At 56.6% G+C, this 24,954-nt stretch carries 18 protein-coding genes and 1 pseudogene; 7 read left to right on the top strand and 12 right to left on the bottom strand.

All coding sequences use genetic code 11. The features are described 5' to 3' along the window. Positions 1-182 precede the first annotated feature (182 nt). Entirely contained in the window at positions 183-923 is a 741-nt protein-coding gene (gene pflA / locus GNG26_RS07330; RefSeq protein ID WP_103823383.1) for a pyruvate formate lyase 1-activating protein, read from the top strand. 34 nt (positions 924-957) lie between these two features. Here the strand turns inward: pflA and GNG26_RS07325 are convergent, their stop codons facing one another. The 10 genes from GNG26_RS07325 to lrp form a co-directional block, all read right to left on the bottom strand. Further along, on the bottom strand, positions 958-1,470 hold the full coding sequence (locus GNG26_RS07325) for an anti-virulence regulator CigR family protein (protein ID WP_156238300.1): 513 nt from the start codon (positions 1,468-1,470) through the stop codon (positions 958-960). A 123-nt stretch (positions 1,471-1,593) separates the two neighbouring features. Beyond that, positions 1,594-2,742, bottom strand: coding sequence for an MFS transporter (locus tag GNG26_RS07320; RefSeq protein ID WP_103178912.1), 1,149 nt, complete (start codon positions 2,740-2,742; stop codon positions 1,594-1,596). A gap of 275 nt (positions 2,743-3,017) precedes the next feature. Continuing rightward, positions 3,018-3,881: a dimethyl sulfoxide reductase anchor subunit family protein gene (locus tag GNG26_RS07315; RefSeq protein ID WP_156238299.1), complete on the bottom strand. Its 864-nt coding sequence runs from the start codon at positions 3,879-3,881 to the stop codon at positions 3,018-3,020. Position 3,882: 1 nt separating this feature from the next. Continuing rightward, on the bottom strand, positions 3,883-4,500 hold the full coding sequence (locus GNG26_RS07310; RefSeq protein ID WP_156238298.1) for a DMSO/selenate family reductase complex B subunit: 618 nt from the start codon (positions 4,498-4,500) through the stop codon (positions 3,883-3,885). 10 nt (positions 4,501-4,510) lie between these two features. Next, positions 4,511-6,955 (bottom strand): dimethylsulfoxide reductase subunit A, encoded by a 2,445-nt coding sequence (gene dmsA / locus GNG26_RS07305; RefSeq protein WP_156238297.1) that lies wholly within the window; start codon positions 6,953-6,955, stop codon positions 4,511-4,513. 207 nt (positions 6,956-7,162) lie between these two features. Beyond that, a complete protein-coding gene (gene serS / locus GNG26_RS07300) occupies positions 7,163-8,455 on the bottom strand; it encodes a serine--tRNA ligase (RefSeq protein ID WP_114387530.1) in 1,293 nt (430 codons plus the stop codon). 92 nt (positions 8,456-8,547) lie between these two features. Further along, entirely contained in the window at positions 8,548-9,891 is a 1,344-nt protein-coding gene (gene rarA / locus GNG26_RS07295) for a replication-associated recombination protein RarA (RefSeq protein WP_156238296.1), read from the bottom strand. 9 nt (positions 9,892-9,900) lie between these two features. Next, the gene (gene lolA, locus GNG26_RS07290) at positions 9,901-10,515 is read right to left on the bottom strand and encodes an outer membrane lipoprotein chaperone LolA (protein ID WP_156238295.1); all 615 of its coding nucleotides are present in this window, start codon (positions 10,513-10,515) and stop codon (positions 9,901-9,903) included. Positions 10,516-10,642: 127 nt separating this feature from the next. Next, entirely contained in the window at positions 10,643-14,557 is a 3,915-nt protein-coding gene (gene ftsK / locus GNG26_RS07285) for a DNA translocase FtsK (RefSeq protein ID WP_156238294.1), read from the bottom strand. A 133-nt stretch (positions 14,558-14,690) separates the two neighbouring features. After that, positions 14,691-15,185, bottom strand: coding sequence for a leucine-responsive transcriptional regulator Lrp (gene lrp, locus GNG26_RS07280; protein WP_000228469.1), 495 nt, complete (start codon positions 15,183-15,185; stop codon positions 14,691-14,693). 549 nt (positions 15,186-15,734) lie between these two features. Between lrp and trxB the strand changes: the two genes are divergently transcribed. The 6 genes and pseudogenes from trxB to infA all read left to right on the top strand — a co-directional run bounded on the left by trxB (position 15,735) and on the right by infA (position 21,565). Continuing rightward, positions 15,735-16,703, top strand: coding sequence for a thioredoxin-disulfide reductase (trxB, locus tag GNG26_RS07275; protein ID WP_103178905.1), 969 nt, complete (start codon positions 15,735-15,737; stop codon positions 16,701-16,703). A gap of 113 nt (positions 16,704-16,816) precedes the next feature. After that, positions 16,817-18,583, top strand: coding sequence for a cysteine/glutathione ABC transporter permease/ATP-binding protein CydD (gene cydD / locus GNG26_RS07270; RefSeq protein ID WP_156238293.1), 1,767 nt, complete (start codon positions 16,817-16,819; stop codon positions 18,581-18,583). Continuing rightward, positions 18,583-20,304: a cysteine/glutathione ABC transporter ATP-binding protein/permease CydC gene (gene cydC / locus GNG26_RS07265; protein ID WP_156238292.1), complete on the top strand. Its 1,722-nt coding sequence runs from the start codon at positions 18,583-18,585 to the stop codon at positions 20,302-20,304. The genes cydD and cydC overlap by 1 nt, the downstream gene beginning before the upstream one ends. 47 nt (positions 20,305-20,351) lie before the next feature. Then, the gene (aat, locus tag GNG26_RS07260) at positions 20,352-21,059 is read left to right on the top strand and encodes a leucyl/phenylalanyl-tRNA--protein transferase (RefSeq protein WP_156238291.1); all 708 of its coding nucleotides are present in this window, start codon (positions 20,352-20,354) and stop codon (positions 21,057-21,059) included. A 186-nt stretch (positions 21,060-21,245) separates the two neighbouring features. Next, positions 21,246-21,419: pseudogene (locus tag GNG26_RS22805) on the top strand (hypothetical protein); the annotation flags it as partial. Beyond that, positions 21,347-21,565, top strand: coding sequence for a translation initiation factor IF-1 (gene infA / locus GNG26_RS07255; protein WP_001040187.1), 219 nt, complete (start codon positions 21,347-21,349; stop codon positions 21,563-21,565). The pseudogene GNG26_RS22805 and the gene infA, both read left to right, overlap by 73 nt. 77 nt (positions 21,566-21,642) lie before the next feature. Here infA and GNG26_RS07250 read toward each other — a convergent pair whose 3' ends face one another. Continuing rightward, a complete protein-coding gene (locus GNG26_RS07250) occupies positions 21,643-22,059 on the bottom strand; it encodes a hypothetical protein (RefSeq protein WP_156238290.1) in 417 nt (138 codons plus the stop codon). Positions 22,060-22,675: 616 nt separating this feature from the next. Then, positions 22,676-24,952, bottom strand: a complete 2,277-nt coding sequence (gene clpA / locus GNG26_RS07245) for an ATP-dependent Clp protease ATP-binding subunit ClpA (RefSeq protein WP_114387535.1) — start codon at positions 24,950-24,952, stop codon at positions 22,676-22,678. Between the last annotated feature and the right edge of the window lie 2 nt (positions 24,953-24,954).

Raw genomic sequence — 24,954 nt, 5'->3', positions numbered from 1 at the left:
GCAGTAAAAGGCGTACAATAAAGGCTCCACGCAAGTGGGGCCTTTTTAACACCTCCCGCTCCGCAGTCTCTTTTGCCCGCTATCTATAATGAATGGATAACAGCCAAAACAGACTCGACACAGCCTCCGAGTTGTGCACATAAACAGGCCCCGGAAGGGCCGAACCTGGAGATATCACCGCAATGTCAACTATTGGTCGCATCCACTCCTTTGAGTCCTGTGGCACCGTCGATGGCCCGGGCATCCGTTTTATTACCTTCTTCCAGGGCTGCCTGATGCGCTGCATGTATTGCCATAACCGCGATACATGGGATACCCACGGCGGCAAAGAGGTCACCGTTGAAGATTTAATGAAAGAAGTGGTGACCTATCGCCACTTTATGAACGCCTCTGGCGGCGGCGTAACCGCATCCGGCGGGGAAGCGATCCTGCAGGCTGAGTTTGTACGCGACTGGTTCCGCGCCTGCCGTAAAGAGGGTATTCATACCTGTCTGGATACCAACGGCTTTGTCCGTCGCTACGATCCGGTGATCGATGAACTGCTGGAAGTGACCGATCTGGTGATGCTCGATCTCAAGCAGATGAACGACGAGATCCACCAGAACCTGGTGGGGGTCTCCAACCACCGCACTCTGGAGTTCGCAAAATACATCTCCGCCAAAGGCATCAAAACCTGGATCCGTTATGTCGTCGTTCCAGGCTGGTCAGATGATGATGATTCAGCCCACCGACTGGGTGAGTTCACGCGCGATATGGGTAATGTCGAGAAAATTGAATTGCTGCCGTATCACGAGCTGGGCAAACATAAATGGGTGGCGATGGGCGAAGAATACAAACTTGATGGCGTGAAGCCGCCGAAGAAAGAGACCATGGAACGCGTGAAAGGCATTCTGGAGCAGTACGGTCACAAGGTCATGTATTAACAAAACGCCCGGTCTTGACCGGGCGTTCTATTTATTAGTCAAAGACACCATTAATAATGGTCGTCACAATTGCCGTACTCAGCGCAATTAAGACCAGATCCTTGCCGACTACCCGCCATTCATAACCAGGGTAAGAAGGCAATTGACCTAACATTGAAGCCGGTACGGTCTTTTTCGCAATTCCCGGCGGCAGCGGTTTACCGCGGGCGAGGTTTTTCGCAATCCCCGGCGGCAGTGAGTCATAACCTGTTAAACCATAGTTTAACGCCAGATGACGAGCATGATCGTAACTGACACGTGCATCCACATCCTCTCTTACGCTTTTATTTGATTTGCTGGAAGTGCCATTATTTTGTTTATTACCATGATTATCGGAATTCCCCTTCCCGGAATTTCCGTTCCCATGATTACCGCTATTACCTTGCCCACCGCCAATGCCGTGGCCATTTGCATTCCCATTGCCTGGATTAGCCATAACAGGTGCAGTTGCAAATGATAAAGACAACACTACTGCCAGCGCGGTAGTGGTAAAACGACGAGTAGACATGATCGCTGCCTTTTAGTGGTAGAACGCATCTGAATTATCGCCTGGCATGATAAACAAACAATGCGTAAAACTCTTAGATGTGACAAAGACAAAAAAGCCTGTCATCGACAGGCTTTTATTTGTTCAGGCATGCGCCACTGGCGTCGGGTGTTCGCCCGCTTTGCGCAGCAACATTAAGAGATAAATAAATGACACACTGGCGATCATAATAAACAGCAGATTGTCAGAATAATTCTGCATCAGCATGGCGGTGAAGGTCGGACCCAGTAAACTGCCGATGGTGTAACTCAGCAGCAGCGCCTGGTTCATCGCCACCAGCTGATGATGCTCCACTTTCTCACAGGCCCAGGCCATCGCCACCGGATAGAGGGTAAAGCCCGCCGCGCCCAGAATAAACAGTGCAGGCGCCATGGCGGCATTACTGAGCATGGCAAAGCACCCCATGATCACCACGAAGACCTGAACGCGCAGCACCAGCAGGCGCCCAAAGCGGTCGGCAAGACGCCCCACCGGCCACTGTCCAACAATCCCGGCGCTAACCATCACCGCCATCCAGAAACCGATACCGGAATCACTCACCCCCTGATGGTTGAGATAGAGCGGCATCAGGCCATACAGCGAGCCCAGTACAATCCCGGAGATGATGCAGCCATTAACACCCAGGCGCGCCTGGCGCAATCTCAGCATCGGCCAGACGTGGGTCGCTTCCTGGTGCTCGCTGCTCTGGTTCACAATGCGCGTAAAGAGCAGCGGCAGAATAGCGGCCAGCACCATGCCCGTTACCCACGGCAGCACGCTCATCAGGTCGGTTGGAAGTTTGCTGACCATCAGCTGGCCCAGCACGGTCCCAACATAATAGACCATCATATAGGCCGCCAGCAGACGACCGCGGTTGCGGGAGGTACCGCTGCACATCAGGGCGCTTTCCACGACCACCCAGATCATGGCGCAGCCTACGCCGGCAATAAAGCGCCAGACCATCCAGCTCCAGAAGCCAACCATCAGCCCCAGCCCGGCACAGCCGGCAGCAAAAATAAGCGACGCCAGATAATAGCTGCGGTTAAAGCCAAAGCGTTTGATCAGGCTTCCCGTCATTAATGTTCCCAGCAGGTTGCCGGTAAAAAAGGACGAGCTGACCATGCCAACCTGCCAGGTCGGTAAATTTTCATGGGCGAGCCACAGCGGGACGAGCGTATTTAACACCGCGATCGCGAGGGTCAGCAAAAGCAGGCCACAGAGCAACAGGAGCACTGGCCGGGTATAGGTCGACATGGATTAAAAACCGTGAGGAAGTTCAGATTTCGTGCGCATCATGCCACTGGCAAAAACAAAGTCAATCCACCCTCTCGAGCCGCAAGCACGATATGATCCTCGTCGATTGAAAAAACTCATCCTGCTAATGGAATGGCGGCTATCAATAATATTTATGTGTTTGTTTTTGTTTATATAGAGACAAAATTGAAGCCAAACGACAGTAGAAAAATTTCATGATCGAAAATAAAAAAAACCGGGCACTAAGTCCCGGCTTTCTATAACAAAGATTAGCGTTAACTGGCGACAGCCATTCCAACAGTCATATGCAGACCGTAGAATACGCCGCGACCCAGTAATTCTCCCGCCAGCACCAGCACAAATGCCAGCGACAACAACGGTAACGCAGGCTGATAGCCTTTAAGCTGCGGCACAATCCAGCAGGCCAGCGCGGCCGCTAACAGCACCACGCGCCAGGCCATCAGCGAGCCGTAATCCGGCACCAGGGCTGACGCCTGCTGAATGGAGCTGCTGATGGTTGCCAGCTCCGCCCCCTGCATCAGGGCAACGAGGGCGCTCACCACCAGCGCCAGCAGGGAGACGGCGGGCAATAAACGCATGGCCCAGCCATCCACACCCGCCACGCGCAGCAGCAGGAAACCGAGCAGCGGCCCGCCGATAAACATCGTCAGGAAGAAGCTCATTGGGGTCCAGACGCTGTACCAGGTAGGCACGGTGTCGATTGTGTTATAGACCCGAACCATCATCCAGACGAACACCACGCCCAGCACCATCGTGACAATCAGCCACAGACTGCGCAGCCCGACAGGCAGTTTCTTCATTGCGGCCAGCAGCCAGCCCAGACCACCAACAGCAAAGAAGATCGCCCCGCTGGCGATCTCATTACTGAGTGACGAAGCACCCACGCGGTTGAGGGAGTTAAACGCGCGCATCGGTGAGCCCAGATGCAGCGTAGAGGCGATAAAGCCGATCCCCATAAGCACCCACAGGCCAAACATGCTCAGCACCAGACGCTGCTGTTGTTCAGCCTTCAGATCACCTTTTAACAGCGCCAGCGCGAGCACAATAAAACCGCCCGCTACGCACTGTCCGAAGACGGTAAAAATCATTAACGGCCATTCATGCCATCCGCTTCCCATCTCACACCTCCTTTGGATTGGCCAGATAGCCGGTGGTATCACCCGTTGGTCGGCTGTTGGCATTGGGTTTAATGACGATACTCGGCTTCGTAAAGTGTGCCGACGGCAGCGGCGCGACCGCAGCCAGCTTGCCATACTTCTGGCGCAGCTCGGCAATCGGACCGAAATCCAGCGCCCGTAGTGGGCAGGATTCAACACAAATCGGCTTATGGCCTTCAGCCACACGATCATGGCAGCCGTCGCACTTGGTCATATGGCCTTTGGCGGCGTTGTACTGCGGCGCGCCGTACGGGCAGGCCATATGGCAATAACGACACCCGATACAGACATCTTCATTCACCACGACAAAACCGTCGTCGCGCTTGTGCATTGCGCCGCTCGGGCACACCTTGGTACAGGCGGGATCTTCGCAGTGGTTACAGGCAATGGAGAGATAGTAAGCAAAGACGTTCTGATGCCAGACGCCGTTGCCCTCCTGCCAGTCGCCGCCCGCGTACTCGTAGATACGGCGGAAGCTGACATCTGGCGTCAGATCCTTATAGTCCTTACAGGCCAGCTCGCAGGTTTTACACCCGGTGCAGCGGCTGGAATCAATAAAAAATCCATACTGAGTGGTCATCGGCTACTCCTTACGCCTTTTCAACCTGAACAAGGTTACTGTGAGACGGATTGCCTTTCGCCAGCGGCGACGGGCGTTGCGTGGTGAGCACGTTAATGCAGCCAGCCTGATCGACGCGGTTGGCGTCCGGGTTGTACCAGGCGCCCTCACCTAGCGCGACGACGCCCGGCAGAATACGCGGCGTCACTTTGGCTTCAATGTGTACTTCGCCACGGCTGTTAAAGATCCGTACCCGGTCGCCGTTAGCGATCCCGCGGGCGTTAGCATCCAGCGGATTGATCCACATCTCCTGACGACAGGCCGCCTTAAGGACATCAACGTTGCCGTAGGTAGAGTGCGTACGTGCTTTGTAATGGAAGCCAGTCAACTGCAGCGGGAAGGTTTTGACCTGCGGATCGTCGTAGTTTTCGAAGCCCGGACTGTAAACCGGGAGTGGATCGATCACATCGTCTTTCTCGAGCTCCCACGTCGCGGCGATCTGCGCCAGCTCAGCGGAGTAGATCTCAATTTTGCCTGACGGGGTGGTCAGCGGATTGGCAACAGGATCGGCACGGAAGGCTTTATACGCCACGTGATGCCCTTCCGGGTCACGCTTTTTGAACATGCCTTGCTGGCGGAATTCATCAAATGACGGCAATTCCGGAATGGCTTCGCGGGATTGCTCGTACAGGTGCCGCATCCATCCTTCCTGGGTCCGCCCCTCGGTGAACTGTTGCTCAACGCCCATACGTTTCGCCAGCTCTGTGGTCATCTCATAGATGGTTTTGCAGCCGAAGCGCGGTTTGATCGCCTGGTCCGCAAAAATCACGTACGACATATTGCCGCAGGAGGCATCAAGGGCGAAGTCCATCTGTTCAGAGGCGGTGCAGTCTGGCAGCAGGATATCGGCATACTTCGCCGAAGAGGTCATATGGCAGTCCACCACCACAATCAGCTCGCATTTTTTGTCATCCTGCAGGATCTCATGGGTACGGTTGATCTGCGAATGCTGGTTGATCAGGCAGTTCCCGGCGTAGTTCCAGACCATCTTAATTGGCACGTCGAGTTTTTCTTTGCCGCGTACCCCATCACGGGTAGCGGTCATTTCCGGGCCGCGCTCGATGGCATCGGTCCACATAAACATTGAAATGCTGGTCTTAACCGGGTTTTCCAGGGTCGGCATGCGTACAAACGGCAGTGAATATGAGCCTTCACGCGCGCCGCTGTTGCCACCGTTAATCCCCACGTTGCCGGTTAAAATTGCCAGCATGGCGATAGCGCGGGAGACCAGTTCACCATTCGCATGACGCTGCGGCCCCCAACCCTGAGAGATAAACGCGGGCTTCGCCCCGGCGATTTCACGTGCCAGTTTGATGATTCGCGCCTCAGGAATACCGGTGATGGCCGCAGCCCAGGCCGGAGTTTTGGCGATGCCGTCATTGCCCTGGCCGAGAATATAGGCTTTATAGTGGCCGTTCGCCGGTGCCCCTTCAGGCAACGTTTTTTCGTCGTAGCCGACGCAATATTTATCGAGGAAAGGCTGGTCGACGAGGTTTTCAGTGATCATGACCCACGCCAGGGCAGAGATCAGCGCTGCATCGGTGCCGGGACGGATGGGGATCCACTCATCTTCGCGCCCTGCCCCGGTGTCGGTATAGCGCGGGTCAATGACGATCATCCGGGCTTGCGATTTTTCCCGGGCCTGTTCAACGTAGTACGTCACCCCGCCGCCGCTCATGCGCGTTTCGCCAGGGTTATTGCCGAACAGGACTACCAGCTTGCTGTTTTCGATATCCGACGGGCTGTTGCCATCTGCCCAGCCGCCGTAGGTGTAGTTCAGGCCAGCGGCAATCTGTGCGGTTGAGTAGTCACCGTAATGATTAAGATACCCGCCGCAGCAGTTCATCAGACGGGCGATCAGAGTTTTTCCCGGCGGCCAGGAGCGGGTCATGGTGCCGCCGAGGGTGCCGGTGCCGTAGTTCAGATAGATGGATTCGTTACCGTAATCCTTAATCAGACGCTGCATCGTACCGGCGATGGTATCAAAGGCCTCTTCCCAGCTGATGGGTTCGAATTTGCCTTCTCCGCGTTTACCCACGCGCTTCATCGGCTGCTTCAGGCGATCCGGATTGTAGACGCGGCGGCGCATCGAGCGGCCACGCAGGCAGGCGCGAACCTGATGTAATCCTTCGTAGTTATCATCCCCGGTATTGTCGGTTTCAACGTATTTAATTTCACCGTCAACGACATGCATGCGCAGCGGACAGCGGCTGCCGCAGTTCACCGTGCAGGCGCTCCAGACCACTTTCTCATCAGGTTTAACGGTCTCAGTGGCTTGTGCAGCCGATGCCAGACGTGAAAAAGGCAATGTGAATGCGCTACTGGCAACAGCCAGGCCGCCAATCGCCGTGGTTTTCATCAATCCACGTCGACTCACCTCAGCAGCCAGCAGAGCTTCAGGCGTTTTTATTTTCATAGATTCTCACTTTGGTTGCTCACAAAGTTCAAAGGTGCGGCAGTCACCGCTATATAGTTTTTTATGTAAGGATGGCGTGCGTTAGCAGACGTTTACGCTAACCAACTGTTTGGCAAGTATTACTACTTTAGAGGGAGGGGTTATTGCCTGACATCAAAAGCGGGGCATAAAAAAAGCGCCCGCAGGCGCTTTTTACTTAAAAACAAATCAACCGATGTACTGCTGGCCTTTCATGTACGGACGCAGCACTTCAGGGATTTCGATACGGCCATCGGCCTGCTGGTAGTTTTCCAGCACCGCGACCAGCGTGCGCCCCACTGCCAGGCCGGAGCCGTTCAGGGTGTGCACCAGGCGGGTTTTCTTGTCAGATTTACTGCGGCAGCGAGCCTGCATGCGGCGCGCCTGGAAATCACCTACGTTAGAGCAGGAGGAGATCTCACGGTAGGTGCCCTGCGCCGGTACCCACACTTCGAGGTCGAAGGTTTTGCAGGCGCCAAAGCCCATGTCACCCGTACACAGCGCCACGCGGCGGTACGGCAGACCCAGCAGCTCCAGCACTTTTTCCGCGTGACCGGTCATCTCTTCCAGCGCCGCCATGGACTCTTCCGGACGCACGATCTGTACCATCTCAACTTTGTCGAACTGGTGCATACGGATCAGACCGCGGGTATCACGGCCATAAGAGCCCGCTTCAGAACGGAAGCACGGAGAGTGTGCCGTCAGTTTGATCGGCAGGTCATCTTCGTCGAGGATTTCGTCACGCACGAGGTTGGTCAGCGGCACTTCTGCCGTTGGGATCAGCGCGTAGTTGCTGCTGTCTGCTTCTTCATCCAGCGGACGAGTATGGAACAGATCGCCGGCAAATTTCGGCAGCTGGCCGGTGCCGTACAGCGTATCGTGGTTAACCAGATACGGTACGTAGGTTTCGCTGTAGCCGTGCTGCTCGGTGTGCAGATCCAGCATGAACTGCGCCAGCGCGCGGTGCAGATGGGCGATCTGTCCTTTCATTACCACAAAGCGGGAACCGGTCAGCTTAACGGCAGCGGCAAAATCGAGCCCTGCATGCATTTCGCCCAGCGTAACGTGATCGCGAACCTCGAAGTCGAACTCGCGAGGCGTACCCCAGCGTTTCACTTCGACGTTGTCGTTTTCGTCTTTGCCGACAGGTACGCTGTCGTCAGGGATATTCGGGATCGCCAGCGCGATATCACGAATTTCGGCCTGAAGAAGATCCAGCTCAGCTTTCGCCTGATCCAGTTCTTCACCCAGCTTGTTCACTTCCAGGCGTAATGGCTCAATGTCTTCCCCGCGCGCTTTCGCCTGGCCGATGGATTTCGATCGAGAGTTACGCTCTGCCTGCAAGTTTTCGGTTTGTACCTGCAGAACTTTACGACGCTCTTCAAGAGCGCGCAGCTTATCTACATCCAGTTTAAAGCCCCGGCGTGCCAGTTTTTCAGCGACTGCGTCTGGCTCGTTACGCAGCAGATTGGGATCGAGCATGCTTATCCTGTGCTTATCGAATTAAAATAGGAAATGTGACCACAGCCTGCGGTCACGAAGATACAATTGCAAACATTACCGCAACGATAGCCCTAACGGTAGCGTTTTATAGGGCTATTTTGATCCTGTCCGGCAAGCCAGGCGAGCTTTTCGCCAATCTTACCCTCAAGGCCTCTGTTTGTCGGGCGATAGTAGCGTGTTTGTGCCATTTCCTGCGGGAAATACTCCTCTCCGGCAGCGTAGGCGTTGGGCTCGTCGTGGGCGTAGCGGTATTCCTGACCGTAGCCCATCTCTTTCATCAGTTTGGTCGGGGCGTTACGCAGGTGGACCGGGACATCGTAATCAGGGCGCTCGCGGGCGTCGGACATTGCCGCTTTGAACGCGGTATAGACTGCATTGCTTTTCGGCGCGCAGGCCAGATAGACAATGGCCTGGGCAATGGCGCGCTCGCCTTCAGCAGGCCCGACTCGGGTGAAACAGTCCCAGGCGGAGATCGCCACCTGCATGGCGCGCGGATCGGCGTTACCGACATCTTCCGAGGCAATCGCCAGACAGCGGCGGGCAACGTACAGCGGATCGCCCCCGGCAGTGATAATGCGCGCATACCAGTAAAGCGCGGCATCGGGCGCACTGCCGCGCACCGATTTGTGCAGCGCCGAGATCAGATCGTAAAAACGATCGCCTTTATTATCGAAACGCGCGCTACGTTCACCGGCGATTTCGGTCAGCAGCGCCGGGAGCAAGACCCGCTTACCGCTATCGTCGGCTTCGGCCATATCGGCCATCATCTCCAGGGTATTCAGCGCCCGGCGCGCATCCCCATTAACCAGCTCTGCAATGGCCCGACGGGTCTCGTCAGGTAGAACGATATCCTGGCCGCCGTAGCCCCGGGCCTTATCGGTCATCGCCTGGGTCAGCACCTGCTCAATATCTTCGGTGGTTAACGATTTCAGCAGATAGACGCGGGCACGGGACAACAGTGCGGAGTTGAGTTCAAACGAGGGGTTTTCCGTGGTCGCGCCGATAAAGGTGATGGTGCCGTCTTCAATATGCGGCAGGAAGGCATCCTGCTGGCTTTTGTTGAAGCGGTGGACTTCGTCAACAAACAGGATTGTGCGGCGACCGGCGTTACGGTTCTGCCGGGCACGCTCGATGGCTTCACGGATCTCTTTCACCCCGGAGGTGACGGCAGAGATACGCTCGACGTCGGCATCGGCATAGCGGGCAATCACTTCCGCCAGCGTCGTTTTACCGGTACCGGGCGGCCCCCAGAGGATCATGGAGTGCAGATGCCCGGCCTCAATAGCGCGTGGCAAGGGTTTGCCCGCAGCCAGCAGATGCTGCTGACCGATATACTGCGCTAAATTTTCTGGCCGCATACGGGCGGCCAGAGGTTGAAATGCATTATCTGAAAAATCGAGCGACAGGTTGCTCACTCACGCCTCTTACTTATTACGTTGATCGTCCACCGTTACGCCCTTCGGCGGGGTAAAGGTGAATTTCGATGCATCGACCGCACCGTTCTGCTGGGATTTCAGCTGATAGCTGCTGCGCTGATCGTCCTGCTCAACGGCGCTGAATTGATTAATAGTACCGTTGCTGCTCACGTTGATGGTGAACTGCTTCAGGTTGCCCGTGCTGCCTTTCGGCGTCAGCACGAACTCATCGCCGGTCTGTTTGATGTTGTACTGCTGCCAGTCGCTGGACTGGTTACGGGCAATCAGCATAAACGGCGTGTTGCTGGTCGCATCTTTCAGCCAGGTGGCGGTGGCCTGCTCAACAAACGGGTTAAAGAACCACAAGGTTTTGCCGTCGGAGACAAGGATACTTTCGTCTGGCTGGGTCATATGCCAGTTGAACAGATTCGGACGTTTAACCCACAAGTCACCCTGGCCTTCCTGCACCGCGTTGCCGCTGCCGTCGGTCACTTTCTGCGTGAAGCTGGCATGGAAGCTGCTCACTTTATCCAGGCGGCTCTTCAGGTCGCTGGCGGCATCAGCCCAGACGCTGCTTGCCACAAAGCTAGTGAGTAATGCACAGGTGATTGCGATTTTTTTCATTGTTCATCCTTACAAAGCGTCTTCCCGAAATGGGGGTTTCTGTCACTATTCTGGACCTGCCCGCAGGCAGGCGACAGAAGAAAATGCTTAATTTTTGCTGCTTTACCCATCTTTGCAATCGAGGCCGTTACTCAAACGGTGGCGGGGCCAGTACTTCACGGTTGCCGTTATGTCCCTGCTCGCTAACGATGCCCTGCGCTTCCATCTGCTCGATAATGCGCGCCGCGCGGTTATAGCCGATGCGGAACTGGCGCTGTACGCCGGAGATGGAGGCTTTACGTTTCTCGGTAACGAAGTTAACCGCCTGATCGAACAATGGATCCAGCTCTTCACCGCCGTCAAAGCCGCCGCCACCACCGCCTTCGCTTTCGCTGTCAGAGGTGATGCCTTCGACATATTGCGGACGACCGCGCGCTTTCCAGTCCTGCACCACGGCATGCACTTCCTGGTCACGAACAAACGCGCCGTGGACACGTACCGGGGAAGTCGAGTTCGGCCCCGAATAGAGCATATCCCCCATGCCGAGCAGCGATTCCGCGCCCCCTTGGTCAAGAATGGTACGGGAGTCGATTTTGCTCGACACGGTAAAGGCGATACGGGTCGGGATGTTGGCTTTAATCAGGCCGGTGATGACATCCACCGATGGACGCTGGGTCGCCAACACCAGATGGATCCCTGCCGCACGGGCTTTTTGCGCCAGGCGGGCGATCAGCTCTTCCACTTTCTTACCGACGGTCATCATCAGGTCGGCAAATTCATCCACCAGCACCACGATATACGGCAGCTTTTCCAGTACCGGATGTTCGGCATCCATGCTGTCGCCCGGTTTCCAGTACGGATCCGGAATTGGGCGCCCCATCTTCGCCGCTTCGGCGATGATCTCGTTATACCCGGCGAGGTTACGCACGCCCAGCGCGGACATCAGCTTGTAGCGACGCTCCATCTCATTGACGCTCCAGCGCAGGGCGTTGGCAGCGTCTTTCATGTCGGTCACGACTTCGGTCAGCAGATGCGGGATCCCTTCATAGACTGACAGCTCCAGCATTTTCGGGTCGATCATGATGAAACGCACATCTTCCGGCTGCGCTTTATAGAGCATGCTGAGGATCATGGCGTTCACGCCGACAGATTTACCGGAGCCGGTGGTACCTGCCACCAGCAGGTGCGGCATTTTAGCCAGATCGGCCACCACAGGCTCACCCGCGATGTCTTTACCCAGCACCACGCTCAGTGGCGACGGGTTATCGCGGAACTTGGCGTTATCAAGCACTTCACGCAGGTAAACGGTCTGGCGTTTTTTGTTCGGCAGCTCCAGGCCCACATAGGGTTTGCCTGGGATCACCTCAACCACGCGCACAGCCACGGTCGACAGCGAACGCGCCAGGTCACGGGAGAGATTGGAAATACGCGCGGCTTTAACACCCGGCGCCAGGTTCAGCTCGAAGCGGGTGATGACCGGGCCCGGGGAATAGTTCACCACATCCGCTTTAATACGGAAGTCGGCCAGACGCGCTTCAACCAGACGAGCCATCTGCTCCAGGGCAAAGGTATCGACCGGCTCTACTTCCGTTGGCGGCGGCGTTAACAGATCCAGCGACGGCAGCGGCGTGGTTGGCTTTTGCAGCGGGCGGCTGTCGCCATTGCGCATCAACAGCGGATGGATCAGGCTCTGCTGAGGCTGAGCGGCTGGCTGCTGTGGCTGTACCGGCTGTTGCGGCTGCGCATACTGCTGCGGCTGCACGGGCTGCGGCGGCTGAACGGGCTGCTGAGGCTGTGCATACTGCTGCGGCTGAACAGGCTGCTGCGGTTGTGCATACTGCTGCGGCTGAACAGGCTGCTGCGGTTTTGCATACTGATGTGGCTGAACGGGCTGCTGCTGTGCAACATGTTGTGGCTGCACGGACTGCTGCGGCTGGGGCGGCGTCACCGGCTGACGTGGTGGCTCGGCTTCCGGCATCACGCCAGGCGTGAACAACGGTTCACTCGGCGTATCATCCACCAGATCTTTCATTGGCGAGAATTCAAAGTCAGCCAGTGAGAAAGGGTTAGCTCCTGTCGGTTGCTCACCGGAATAACGCTGCTGCTGGGTGGCGGCGAACTGGCGAGCCAGCTCCGCTTCGGCGGCACTATCTTCGTCATCCTGCGTTTCAAAGGACTGTGGCTGGGCCTGATACTCATCACCACCGTACCGCTGCTGTTGCTGCTGAGCGAACTGGCGGGCCAGCTCCTCCTGCTGCTGCATTCCATCGGCATCGGCATCGTCGTCGTAGTGTTCATCATACTGCTGACGTCCGGCTTCACGCGCTTTCTCTTCGGCCATTCGTTGGGAAGGCAGCTTGATACCATACGAGGCCAGTTCACGGCGGGTCGGAACACGTACGCGATTAGGACGCGGCAACTGCGGACCAATACCCTCTTTTACCTGCGGACGCGGTGCGCCGCCGGTTGCCAGGCTGAATAACGGCGCGGCGGCGCTGGCCGCAGCGGCTCCTGCGCTTGTTGCCTGCTGTACGCTTGCGGCAACAGGAGCGACGGCGGAAGCGGGTTCCACAGCGGGAACCGGAATTGTCGGGGTTTCAGCGGCTTTAACCGGGGCTGGCTCTTGTGCCTCCTCGGGCACCGGCTGATACCAGGCCGCAAGCTGTTCGCGCTCACGGGCACGTTTTTCTTCCACCTCTTCGAAATAGTAAAGCGGCGGACGGGACGGTTTCACCTCTTCAACCGGCGGCTCTTCGACGACCGGCGGGGTGACAACAGGCTGAGGCTGATAGACCGGCTCTGGCTGATAAACGGGTTCAGACTGATAAACAGGTTCAGGCTGATAAACAGGCTGCTGCTGCGGCTCATACTGCGGCTGCGCGTAGACAGGTTCAGGCTGATAAGGCGGTTGCCACTCCTGCTGCGCGGCGGCGACATACGGTTCCGGCTCCGGCGCAGGGATCGGCGATGCAGGCGCAGCAGGTTCCGCTTGCCATTCAACCGCATGTTGCTGCAGCGGCATCTCTGGCACAGAAGGCGTCGGGGTGATCGGTTCAACCGGCGCAGCAAAGGCCTGGGTTGCCGTGGTTGCGGCGGCAGCGGCAGCAAGGGGCTCAGCTACTGAGTGACCGTTGAGCAGCGGATCGAACTCATCATAATCGGACGGCAGCGCACGATTACCGGAGAACAATACATCATCCGGATCGGCGGCAACGCCACGGGCACTATAAGCCACCTCTTCTTCGTCATCCATCCGTTTGCCGGAGAACAACGCCGCGTCGGTTTTGCGGCCTAATGGATTGGCGAATTTCTCTGCCACACGCTTACGGCGCGCCAGCGCCCCGCGCATAATGCGGGCGCGGCGAGATTCACGACGCTCAGCGCTCGGCTCCGCGTCTTCGTAGTCATCTTCATACTCTTCGTCGTTAACCCAGGTATCGTCGCGACGGGTGCGGTTGCTGGCAAAGGTCAGGATATTGAGGATCACGCTGCCAATTTTCTCGGCGATGGTGACCCAGGACCAGCCGGTAAACAGCGTCAGCCCCGCCCCCCAGACGCAGAGCAGCGCCAGAGTACCACCGCTGCTGTGCAGCATCGGCTGTAGCGCGGTGCTCAGCAGGCTGCCAATCACGCCGCCGGAGGCAAAATACCAGATGTCGTCGGCGTTAATCGCCGCCAGACCGCAGGAGGTGAGGATCAGGGCAAGCGCACCAATCAGGCGCAGCGAGACAGCAAAATAGTCGATGTAGTCATCGTTCTGGCGATGGCGCCAGGCAAACCAGCAGCCGCCAATAATAATGACGGGAAGGGTGTACGCCATTATGCCAAAGATAAAGAACAGCGTGTCAGCCAGCCATGCCCCCGGTACGCCGCCTAAATTATGGATAGGCTCATGCCATGCGGTTTGTGACCAGCTGGGATCGGAGGGATTGAAACTGAGTAAGGCTGCCATCAACCAGACGGCAAAAAGAGCAACAAGGATCAGTAACGCCTCAAGGAGTCGGCGTCCACTGCTGAGCTTGGTTAAATTGACTTCTTTGTCTTCGGTATATTCCTGGCTCAAAACAGGCTCTCCAGGTATCAGGCAATTCCTGCCTGCGTGCTAAACGGACAACAGTGCCGGGAAGCCCGACACTGTTGCTGTATGGATTACCAGGAGTGTAATCAAAGTACGCTGATAATGCACCTGTTCCGTGTTAGCGCGTCTTAATAACCAGACGATTGCTCTGTTTGACTTCTTCCATTACCACGTAGGTACGGGTGTCGTTCACACCAGGCAGTCGCAGCAGGGTTTCGCCCAGCAGCTTACGGTAGGCGGACATATCAGGCACGCGGGTTTTCAACAGGTAGTCGAAATCACCGGAAACCAGATGACACTCCTGAATTTCTTCAAGTTTTTGTACGGCGGCATTAAATTGCTCAAAAACATCCGGCGCACCACGATTCAGAGTAATCTCAACAAATACCAGAAGTGAGGCATCCAGATAATGCGGGTTCAGCAGCGCTGTATAGCCCTGAATAAAACCCTGTCTTTCCAGTCGGCGCACACGCTCAAGGCATGGCGTCGGGGAAAGTCCCACACGTTTTGAAAGCTCGACGTTGGAAATACGCCCATCCTTTTGCAATTCATTAAGAATGTTACGATCGATGCGGTCGAGATCTTTGCCAGGGCGCTTCTTGCTATCTACCATTATTATTGTCTCTCTGTATTCCTTCCCTAACTCCTGCCAGGACCCTGTGCACTTCACTGTTCAGAGTCTTTCCCCGCGGTTAATCGCATCGCCTGTTTTATAGTTTGCGCGATCCGATTGGGGTTATGTGGTATGAAGACCGTTGCCCAGAGGCGGCCATCAACATCACGTATGGCATCTGTCCACACCATGCGTAGATTTCGCTGACCCGGTAAAAATGGTGATTTTGTGCATGACTATGCGTTACACAAAGACCATTTTTTTTCTTCCTTGAATGTTTTCGCAAAAGCGCAGGGGATTGTCAAAGCAAAACATCGATTTTTAGTACAACATGTCGGATATTCATTACGTCCGGCGATTAATCCTCATTTTATCGCCGTCGTTTCGACCGATTACCCATGATTATTGTTATAAAATCACCTTTTCTTCCCTCTCGTTGATTGGCCCTTTCTATCACACACATCGTTAACAAAATCGCTGCGCCCTTTTTTTACGCCAACAAATTCCCTACAATCCGGGAAAATGTCTGCCAACAACAATGAGGATCTCATGGGCACGGCCAAACACAGTAAGCTGCTAATTCTTGGTTCTGGACCTGCGGGATATACCGCAGCGGTCTACGCTGCACGCGCTAACCTGCAACCGGTACTGATTACGGGCATGGAAAAAGGCGGTCAGCTGACCACCACCACCGAAGTTGAAAACTGGCCAGGCGATCCTGAAGGCCTGACCGGGCCGCTGCTGATGGAGCGCATGCACGAGCATGCCGCCAAATTTGATACCGAAATCATTTTTGACCACATCAACAAGGTCGATCTGCAAAACCGTCCGTTCCGCCTGACAGGTGACAACGCGGAGTACACCTGCGACGCGCTGATCATCGCTACCGGCGCCTCTGCCCGCTATTTGGGTCTGCCTTCTGAAGAGGAATTTAAAGGTCGCGGCGTATCTGCCTGCGCAACCTGCGACGGTTTCTTCTATCGCAACCAGAAGGTCGCGGTCATCGGCGGCGGCAATACCGCGGTTGAAGAGGCACTCTATCTGGCGAATATTGCCTCTGAAGTGCACCTCATTCACCGCCGTGATACTTTCCGCGCGGAAAAGATCCTGATCAAACGTCTGATGGACAAAGTGGCCAGCGGCAATATCGTGCTGCATACCCACCGCACGCTGGAAGAAGTGACCGGCGATCAGATGGGCGTGGCAGGCCTGCGCATCCGTGACACCCAGAACACCGACAACGTTGAAACGCTGGAAGTGGCAGGTCTGTTTGTTGCCATCGGCCACAGCCCGAACACCGCTATCTTCGACGGCCAGCTTGAGCTGGAGAACGGCTACATCAAAGTGCAATCAGGTATTCACGGTAATGCTACCCAGACCAGCATCCCGGGTGTGTTCGCTGCGGGCGACGTGATGGACCACATTTATCGTCAGGCGATCACCTCTGCAGGCACCGGTTGTATGGCGGCGCTGGATGCAGAACGATATCTCGACGGACTGGCCGATCAGAGTAAATAATTTTTACAAATCAGCAACAAACGTAAATAAGGCGGCGATAAGTCGCCTTTATCGTCTCTGCGTTGTAACATTGCCGTGCCCAATACCTAATAACATCACCTGCAAAGCACGCAATGGAAAAAACCCGTCAACAAGAGTTAACTCGCTGGCTTAAAAAGCAAAGCGTTATTTCCCGCCGCTGGCTGAATATTTCCCGTCTTTTGGGGTTTATCAGCGGACTGTTGATTGTCGGCCAGGCATGGCTTCTGGCCCGCATTCTTAACCATATGATTATGGAAAATATCCCGCGCGAGGCGCTGTTACTGCCTTTCATTGTGTTGATTCTGGTCTTTGTTCTGCGTGCCTGGGTGGTCTGGTTGCGTGAGCGCGTGGGCTTCCACGCCGGGCAGAACATTCGCTATGAAATTCGCCGCCAGGTGCTGGACAGGCTACAGGAGGCCGGGCCTGCCTGGATCCAGGGCAAGCCCGCCGGAAGCTGGGCGACGCTTATCCTCGAACAGATCGATGATATGCATGACTACTACGCCCGCTATCTGCCCCAGATGGCGCTGGCCGCTTTCGTTCCCCTGCTGATCGTGCTCGCGATTTTTCCTTACAACTGGGTCGCCGCGCTGATCCTGCTGGGCACCGCCCCGCTGATCCCGCTCTTTATGGCGATGGTCGGTATGGGTGCTGCCGACGCCAACCGCCGCAACTTCCTGGCGCTCGGACGCCTCAGCGGCCACTTCCTTGACCGTCTGCGCGGCATGGAAACGCTGCGTATTTTTGGTCGCGGTGAAGCCGAAACCGACAATATCCGCCACGCCTCCCAGGATTTCCGTCAGCGCACCATGGAAGTGTTACGCCTGGCATTTTTATCCTCCGGGGTGCTGGAGTTCTTCACCTCCCTGTCGATTGCGCTGGTTGCTGTCTATTTCGGTTTCTCCTATCTGGGCGCCCTTGATTTCGGTCATTACGGTACTGCCGTGACCCTTTTTGCAGGCTTTCTGGCGTTAATTCTGGCGCCGGAATTTTTCCAGCCGCTGCGCGATCTGGGCACTTTCTATCATGCGAAAGCGCAGGCGGTGGGCGCCGCCGACAGCCTGAAAACCTTCCTTGAAACGCCGCTGGCTCATCCGCAGCGTGGCGACGTGACCCTGAACACCACCAGACCGGTCAGCATTGAAGCGGAAGATTTTTGCGTGCTCTCGCCGGAAGGTAAAGTCCTTGCCGGCCCTCTGAACTTTACCCTCGCGGCAGGCCAGCGCGTGGTGCTGGTCGGCACCAGCGGCTCCGGTAAAAGCTCCCTGCTGAATGCGTTATCCGGTTTTATGGCCTACAGCGGCTCGCTGCGCATCAACCAGGCCGAGCTCTCTGCGCTCGATCCTGACGAGTGGCGCACCCATTTAAGCTGGGTAGGTCAGAACCCGCAGCTTCCGGCGGCCACGCTGCGGGAAAACGTGCTGCTGGCTCGCCCGGACGCCAGCGAAGCAGAGTTACAGTCGGTGCTCGACCGCGCCTGGGTCAGCGAATTCCTGCCCCTGCTGCCGAACGGCGTGGATACGGTGGTGGGCGATCAGTCGGCGGGGCTTTCCGTCGGCCAGGCGCAGCGCATTGCCGTGGCCCGCGCCCTGCTTAACCCCTGTCAGCTTTTACTCCTGGATGAGCCTGCCGCCAGCCTGGATGCGCACAGTGAACAGCGCGTGATGATGGCCCTTGATGCCGCCTCGCAGCAGCAAACCACGCTGATGGTAACCCACCAGCTGGAGGGCATCTCCCGGTGGGATCAGATCTGGGTCATGGACAATGGTCAGCTTGTTGAGCAGGGCGATTACGCCACGCTCGCGGCGGCACAGGGGCCGTTTGCGGCCCTGCTGGCAAACCGTCAGGAGGAGATTTGATGCGCGCTTTACTGCCTTATCTGGCGCTTTATATGCGCCATAAGTGGATGCTGACGCTGGGGGTGGTGCTGGCGATTGTCACCCTGTTGGCCAGTATCGGCCTGTTGACGCTCTCCGGCTGGTTCCTCTCTGCCTCGGCGGTCGCCGGTTTTGCCGGGCTCTACAGCTTTAACTATATGCTGCCCGCCGCCGGGGTGCGCGGTACGGCAATCACCCGCACCGCCGGGCGCTACTTTGAACGTCTGGTTAGCCATGATGCGACGTTCCGCGTGTTGCAGCACCTGCGCGTTACTACCTTCAGTAAGCTGCTCCCCCTCTCCCCCGCCGGACTGGCACGCTATCGCCAGGGGGAACTGCTTAACCGCGTGGTCGCTGATGTGGATACCCTCGATCATCTTTATTTGCGCGTTATCTCTCCGCTGGTGGGCGCCCTGGTGGTGATTGTAGTGGTCACCCTTGGGCTGTGCCTGCTGGACGTTCACATTGCGCTGACGCTCGGCGGGATCATGCTCGCAACGCTCTTTATCTTACCCCCGCTGTTTTACCGCGCCGGCAAACCGACCGGTGAAAAGCTGACGCGTCTGCGGGGCGAGTATCGTCAGCAGTTGACGGGCTGGCTACAGGGTCAGGCGGAGCTGACCATCTTTGGTGCCAGCCGCCGCTACCGCGCGCAGATGGAAAATACCGAGCTGAACTGGCACGAAGCCCAGCGCAAGCAGTCGGAACTCACGGCCCTCTCGCAGGCGCTGATGCTGCTCATTGGCGGAGGCGCAGTCATGGCGATGCTGTGGATGGCTTCCGGCGGCGTGGGCGATAACGCGCAGCCAGGCCCGTTAATCGCCCTGTTTGTCTTCTGTGCGCTGGCGGCGTTTGAAGCCCTGGCACCGGTGACCGGTGCCTTTCAGCACCTGGGCCAGGTGGTGGCCTCCGCGCTGCGTATCACCCAGATTACCGGCCAGCAGCCGGAAGTGCAGTTCAGTACGACCGCATCAGCGGTCCCTGAGCGACTGGCCCTGCGCCTTTCGGATGTGAGTTTTGCCTATGAAGGGCAGGCGCAGCCCGCGCTGGACCACATTAACCTGACGATCCCCGCGGGTGCCCATGTGGCGGTGCTGGGTCGCACAGGCTGCGGTAAATCGACACTGCTGCAGCTGCTGACCAGAGCATGGGATCCGGCGCAGGGTCAGATCCTGTTTAATGACACGCCTCTGATGCAGATGAGCGAGACTGCGCTGCGCAAAACGGTAAGCGTGGTGCCGCAGCGGGTTCATCTTTTCAGCGCCACCCTTCGCGATAACCTGCTGTTAGCTGCGCCCGGTGCTGCCGATGAGGTGTTACGCGGGATGCTGGAAAAAGTGGGTCTGCAGAAGCTGCTGGAAGATGAAGGGCTCAACAGCTGGCTTGGCGAAGGCGGCCGTCAATTATCCGGCGGCGAGCTGCGTCGCCTGGCCATTGCGCGCGCGCTGCTTCACAATGCGCCGCTGATGCTACTGGATGAGCCCACCGAGGGGCTGGACGCGACTACCGAGCGGCAAATCCTTGATTTACTGAAAAAAGAGATGCAGGACAAAACCGTGCTGATGGTAACGCACCGTCTGCGCGGTCTGGCGGATTTCGATCAAATTATTGTGATGGACAACGGACAAATTATTGAGCAAGGTAATCACGCTGAACTGTTGGCAAAACAGGGCCGCTACTACCACTTTAAACAACGTCTGTAGTCTATATTTGAACCGATCCCCACTTTGCGTACTGGAGTTTTGTTGTCATGCGCCTGGTCCAGCTCTCTCGTCATTCTCTTGCGTTCCCTTCTCCGGAAGGGGCGCTGCGTGAACCTAATGGTTTGCTGGCCCTGGGCGGCGATCTGAGTCCGTCGCGTTTATTGATGGCTTACCAGCGGGGGATTTTTCCGTGGTTCTCTCCCGGCGATCCGATCCTGTGGTGGTCGCCCGATCCCCGCGCCGTTCTGTGGCCTGCGGAGTTTCATATCAGCCGCAGCATGAAGCGTTTTCACGCTCGCTCCCCTTATCGCGTCACCCTCAACCATGCGTTTGGTCAGGTGATCGAGGGCTGTGCCAGCGATCGCTTTGAAGGAACCTGGATCACACCCGAGGTGATCGTCGCTTACCATCGCCTGCACGAACTGGGCTACGCCCATTCGATTGAGGTATGGGACGATAAGAATGAACTGGTGGGCGGCATGTACGGCGTGGCGCAGGGCACGCTGTTTTGCGGTGAGTCGATGTTCAGCCGCGCGGTTAACGCCTCCAAAACCGCGCTGCTGGTCTTCTGCGAACGCTTCGCCCGCAGCGGCGGCAAGTTAGTTGACTGCCAGGTGCTGAACGAACATACCGCCTCGTTGGGTGTCGTGGAGATCTCGCGCCATGAATATCTGGCGCAGCTGGCGACCCTGCGCATGCAAAAATTACCGCAAAATTTCTGGGTGCCAACGACGTTATTTACGCCTCAGGGATAAATGTTTTCCGCATATTTTTCCTCAAGGTGCTATAATTCTGCCGCAGAGTAGGTTCTGCCTGTTGCCCCGCCGCCGTTTGGGAATAGTTCGCATCCGATAACGCCCTATCGTTTATCCTGCCACCTCCCCTTTACGTATGCGCTTTTCGTACGGTTGAACCGTGACGTCCGGGCAATACGCTGAAAACTGCTTTGTTGCGTTTTAAACGCGCAAATCTTTACTTAATTGATGAATTTCGGCATTATCTTGCCGGTTCAAAACTTGGTAGTGATACCCCAGAGGATTAGATGGCCAAAGAAGACAATATTGAAATGCAGGGTACCGTTCTGGAAACGTTGCCTAACACCATGTTTCGCGTAGAACTGGAAAACGGTCACGTCGTTACCGCGCATATCTCCGGTAAAATGCGTAAGAACTATATCCGTATTCTGACGGGCGACAAAGTGACTGTTGAGCTGACCCCGTACGACCTGAGCAAAGGCCGCATTGTCTTCCGTAGTCGCTAAGAGTTTTTCGCCTGAAATGGCGTACAAAGAATAATAAAGGCCGGGTTATCCCGGCCTTTTTTTATGCCCCGCCCGTATCAGTGGATACGCACTACGGTCAGATCCGCCAGCATGGTATGCGCAATATCATGCAGCAGGCCGGTAAGGTGCGGGAGCATCTCGCGGTCGAAATGCGACACCAGCAGCACATGGTTTAAGGCCCGGCAGTAATTGCACTGGGCTTCGGTGCTGTCCAGCAGCCACTCCTGTTTGTGCGAGGGCGGGATCTCGTTCTCATCCAGCACACAAAAATCGGTCATAGATTTTGCCAGCTCAGCGCTGAATGCATCGAGATAGGCCGCCAGGCAGCGGCAGACAGGCTGCGTTTGCGGCAGCGAGTCGCAATCGACAAGGATTTCGGTAAGCAGGTTGCAGCGCGCAGCGAGCGTGGAGAGATCGTGGGCACAGACTTCAAGTTCGCTATAAAGCTGGGGAATAGGGTTTTCATTAGTCATAAAGAGTCCTGTATGCACGGCAAATTATCATTGTGCGCGCTTTCAGGATGCCAATCCTGGCACCTGATTTTGCAGGTGCATCGCCATTCTAATACTGTGATTTTATCCAGCAATTTCCTCATTTAAATTCTGGATAACGCCTCGCAAAATTTTGATTCTTCCTTACAGCAACAGAAAAGCCAGAGGCAAATTCGCCACTCACAGCGGCACCCTGGTCCGGCTGAAAATCGCTGAGGCGTTGACCGCAGGCCGGGGCGAGGCGCAGGGACGCGCCGAGAGGGGGCGACCTACAGGGATGTAGGATCGCCCCCGACCCGAAAGCCGAAGGGAATAAGCCGAGGGGACCGCGAAGCGGCGATTTTCTTTGCCGGGAGCCAGGGTGGTCAGGGGGGCGGCGGCGAGCCCCCCTGACACGTTCACCGGTGACGAGGTTTATAGAGAAGCACGGAACGTAAAGTGAACGGAACCTCCTCAACCGCCACGTGTTCCCACCCACCATGCATTGCGCCACATGCATTGCCCGGCGGCGCTGCGCTTGCACGGGCCTACAAACGGCACACTAAAAAACCATAAAAAAACCGGGCTTTCGCCCGGTTTTTACCATCACGCAGCAGCGTTAGTGAGCCGCTTCCGGCTTATGCTTCGCCGCACTCTGGAAATCATACGTCAGCTCGTTCTTCGCCTGATCCAGCGCCACCGTCACCTGGCCCCCATCGACAAGCGAACCAAACAGCAGCTCGTTAGCCAGCGGTTTCTTCAGGTTGTCCTGAATCACACGCGCCATCGGACGGGCACCCATCGCACGGTCGTAGCCTTTCTCAGCCAGCCAGTTGCGGGCCTCCTGGCTCACTTCCAGCGACACGCCTTTCTGATCCAGCTGAACCTGCAGCTCGACGATGAACTTATCCACCACCTGATGGATCACCTCGGTAGAGAGATGTTCGAACCAGATAATGTTGTCCAGACGGTTACGGAACTCCGGCGTGAAGATCTTCTTGATCTCCTCCATCGCATCGGTGCTGTTATCCTGGTGGATCAGGCCGATGGATTTACGCTCGGTTTCACGCACCCCGGCGTTGGTGGTCATCACCAGCACCACGTTGCGGAAGTCCGCCTTGCGCCCGTTGTTATCGGTCAGCGTCCCGTTATCCATCACCTGCAGCAGGATGTTGAACACGTCCGGGTGCGCTTTCTCGATTTCATCGAGCAGCAGTACCGCGTGCGGATGCTTGATCACCGCGTCGGTGAGCAGGCCGCCCTGGTCAAAGCCCACATAGCCCGGAGGCGCACCAATCAGACGGCTGACGGTGTGACGCTCCATATACTCGGACATATCAAAGCGCAGCAGCTCGATGCCCAGCGCTTTGGAGAGCTGAACCGTCACCTCGGTTTTCCCCACCCCGGTCGGGCCGGCGAACAGGAAAGAACCGACAGGTTTGTGCTCATGCCCCAGTCCGGCACGGGCCATCTTAATGGCCTCGGTTAAGGCCTCAATGGCTTTATCCTGCCCAAAGACCAGCATTTTCAGGCGATCGCCGAGGTTTTTCAGCGTATCGCGGTCGCTCTGAGAAACACTCTTCTCAGGGATACGCGCGATGCGGGCCACCACGGATTCGATATCCGCCACGTTGACCGTTTTCTTACGCTTGCTGACCGGCATCAGACGCGCACGCGCGCCCGCTTCGTCGATCACATCAATCGCTTTATCCGGCAGGTGGCGATCGTTGATGTATTTCACCGCCAGCTCCACCGCCGCACGCACCGCTTTCGCGGTATAACGCACGTCATGGTGCGCTTCGTACTTCGGCTTCAGGCCGTTGATGATCTGCACCGTTTCTTCAACCGACGGTTCAGTAATATCGATTTTCTGGAAGCGACGCGCCAGAGCACGGTCTTTTTCGAAAATATTGCTGAACTCCTGATAGGTGGTTGAGCCGATCACCCGGATCTTGCCGCTGGAGAGCAGCGGTTTAATCAGGTTGGCGGCATCCACCTGACCACCCGATGCCGCACCGGCGCCGATGATGGTATGGATCTCGTCGATGAACAGGATGCTGTTGGTATCCTGCTCCAGCTGTTTCAGCAGCGCTTTGAAACGTTTTTCAAAATCGCCGCGGTATTTGGTTCCGGCCAACAGGGAACCGATATCCAGCGAATAGATAGTGCAGTCGGCGATCACTTCCGGGACGTCGCCCTGCACGATACGCCAGGCCAGCCCTTCGGCAATGGCGGTTTTACCGACGCCAGATTCCCCCACCAGCAGCGGGTTGTTCTTGCGGCGGCGGCACAGCACCTGAATCGCCCGTTCCAGCTCTTTATCGCGGCCTATCAGCGGGTCAATACCGCCAACACGGGCAAGCTGGTTAAGATTGGTGGTGAAGTTTTCCATACGTTCCTCCCCGCCTGCTTGCTCTTCGCTGTTGACCTGATGGCTGGAATCCGAAGACGGATTCGATTCGTCTTTTCGCGTTCCGTGAGAGATAAAGTTCACCACATCGAGGCGGCTGACTTCGTGTTTGCGCAGCAGGTAGGCAGCTTGCGACTCCTGCTCGCTGAAGATGGCAACCAGCACGTTGGCACCGGTGACTTCGCTACGTCCGGAGGACTGGACGTGAAATACCGCACGCTGGAGTACACGCTGGAAGCTGAGCGTCGGTTGCGTGTCGCGCTCCTCTTCACTGACGGGCAGTACAGGTGTGGTCTGTTCGATGAAGGCTTCAAGTTCCTGACGCAGCGCCACCAGATCCACGGAGCAGGCTTCAAGCGCTTCGCGGGCGGATGGGTTACTGAGCAGTGCAAGCAGCAGGTGCTCGACCGTCATAAACTCATGTCGGTGCTCACGCGCTCTGGCGAAAGCCATGTTTAAACTGAGTTCCAGTTCTTGATTGAGCATAG

The sequence above is a fragment of the Leclercia sp. J807 genome (assembly GCF_009734465.1).
Lineage (GTDB): Bacteria > Pseudomonadota > Gammaproteobacteria > Enterobacterales > Enterobacteriaceae > Enterobacter.
Note: the sequence above shows the minus strand (reverse complement) of the source record. Positions and strands in the feature narration are given on the sequence as shown.

Bases quoted from the DNA above. Each gene is read 5' to 3' on its own strand.
- GNG26_RS07315 (WP_156238299.1), bottom strand. From the start codon at position 3,881: ATGGGAAGCGGATGGCATGAATGGCCGTTAATGATTTTTACCGTCTTC.
- trxB (WP_103178905.1), top strand. From the start codon at position 15,735: ATGGGCACGGCCAAACACAGTAAGCTGCTAATTCTTGGTTCTGGACCT.
- cydD (WP_156238293.1), top strand. From the start codon at position 16,817: ATGGAAAAAACCCGTCAACAAGAGTTAACTCGCTGGCTTAAAAAGCAA.
- GNG26_RS07250 (WP_156238290.1), bottom strand. From the start codon at position 22,059: ATGACTAATGAAAACCCTATTCCCCAGCTTTATAGCGAACTTGAAGTC.
- infA (WP_001040187.1), top strand. From the start codon at position 21,347: ATGGCCAAAGAAGACAATATTGAAATGCAGGGTACCGTTCTGGAAACG.
- GNG26_RS07325 (WP_156238300.1), bottom strand. From the start codon at position 1,470: ATGTCTACTCGTCGTTTTACCACTACCGCGCTGGCAGTAGTGTTGTCT.
- GNG26_RS07310 (WP_156238298.1), bottom strand. From the start codon at position 4,500: ATGACCACTCAGTATGGATTTTTTATTGATTCCAGCCGCTGCACCGGG.
- aat (WP_156238291.1), top strand. From the start codon at position 20,352: ATGCGCCTGGTCCAGCTCTCTCGTCATTCTCTTGCGTTCCCTTCTCCG.
- dmsA (WP_156238297.1), bottom strand. From the start codon at position 6,955: ATGAAAATAAAAACGCCTGAAGCTCTGCTGGCTGCTGAGGTGAGTCGA.
- clpA (WP_114387535.1), bottom strand. From the start codon at position 24,952: ATGCTCAATCAAGAACTGGAACTCAGTTTAAACATGGCTTTCGCCAGA.
- lolA (WP_156238295.1), bottom strand. From the start codon at position 10,515: ATGAAAAAAATCGCAATCACCTGTGCATTACTCACTAGCTTTGTGGCA.
- lrp (WP_000228469.1), bottom strand. From the start codon at position 15,185: ATGGTAGATAGCAAGAAGCGCCCTGGCAAAGATCTCGACCGCATCGAT.
- GNG26_RS07320 (WP_103178912.1), bottom strand. From the start codon at position 2,742: ATGTCGACCTATACCCGGCCAGTGCTCCTGTTGCTCTGTGGCCTGCTT.
- cydC (WP_156238292.1), top strand. From the start codon at position 18,583: ATGCGCGCTTTACTGCCTTATCTGGCGCTTTATATGCGCCATAAGTGG.
- pflA (WP_103823383.1), top strand. From the start codon at position 183: ATGTCAACTATTGGTCGCATCCACTCCTTTGAGTCCTGTGGCACCGTC.
- serS (WP_114387530.1), bottom strand. From the start codon at position 8,455: ATGCTCGATCCCAATCTGCTGCGTAACGAGCCAGACGCAGTCGCTGAA.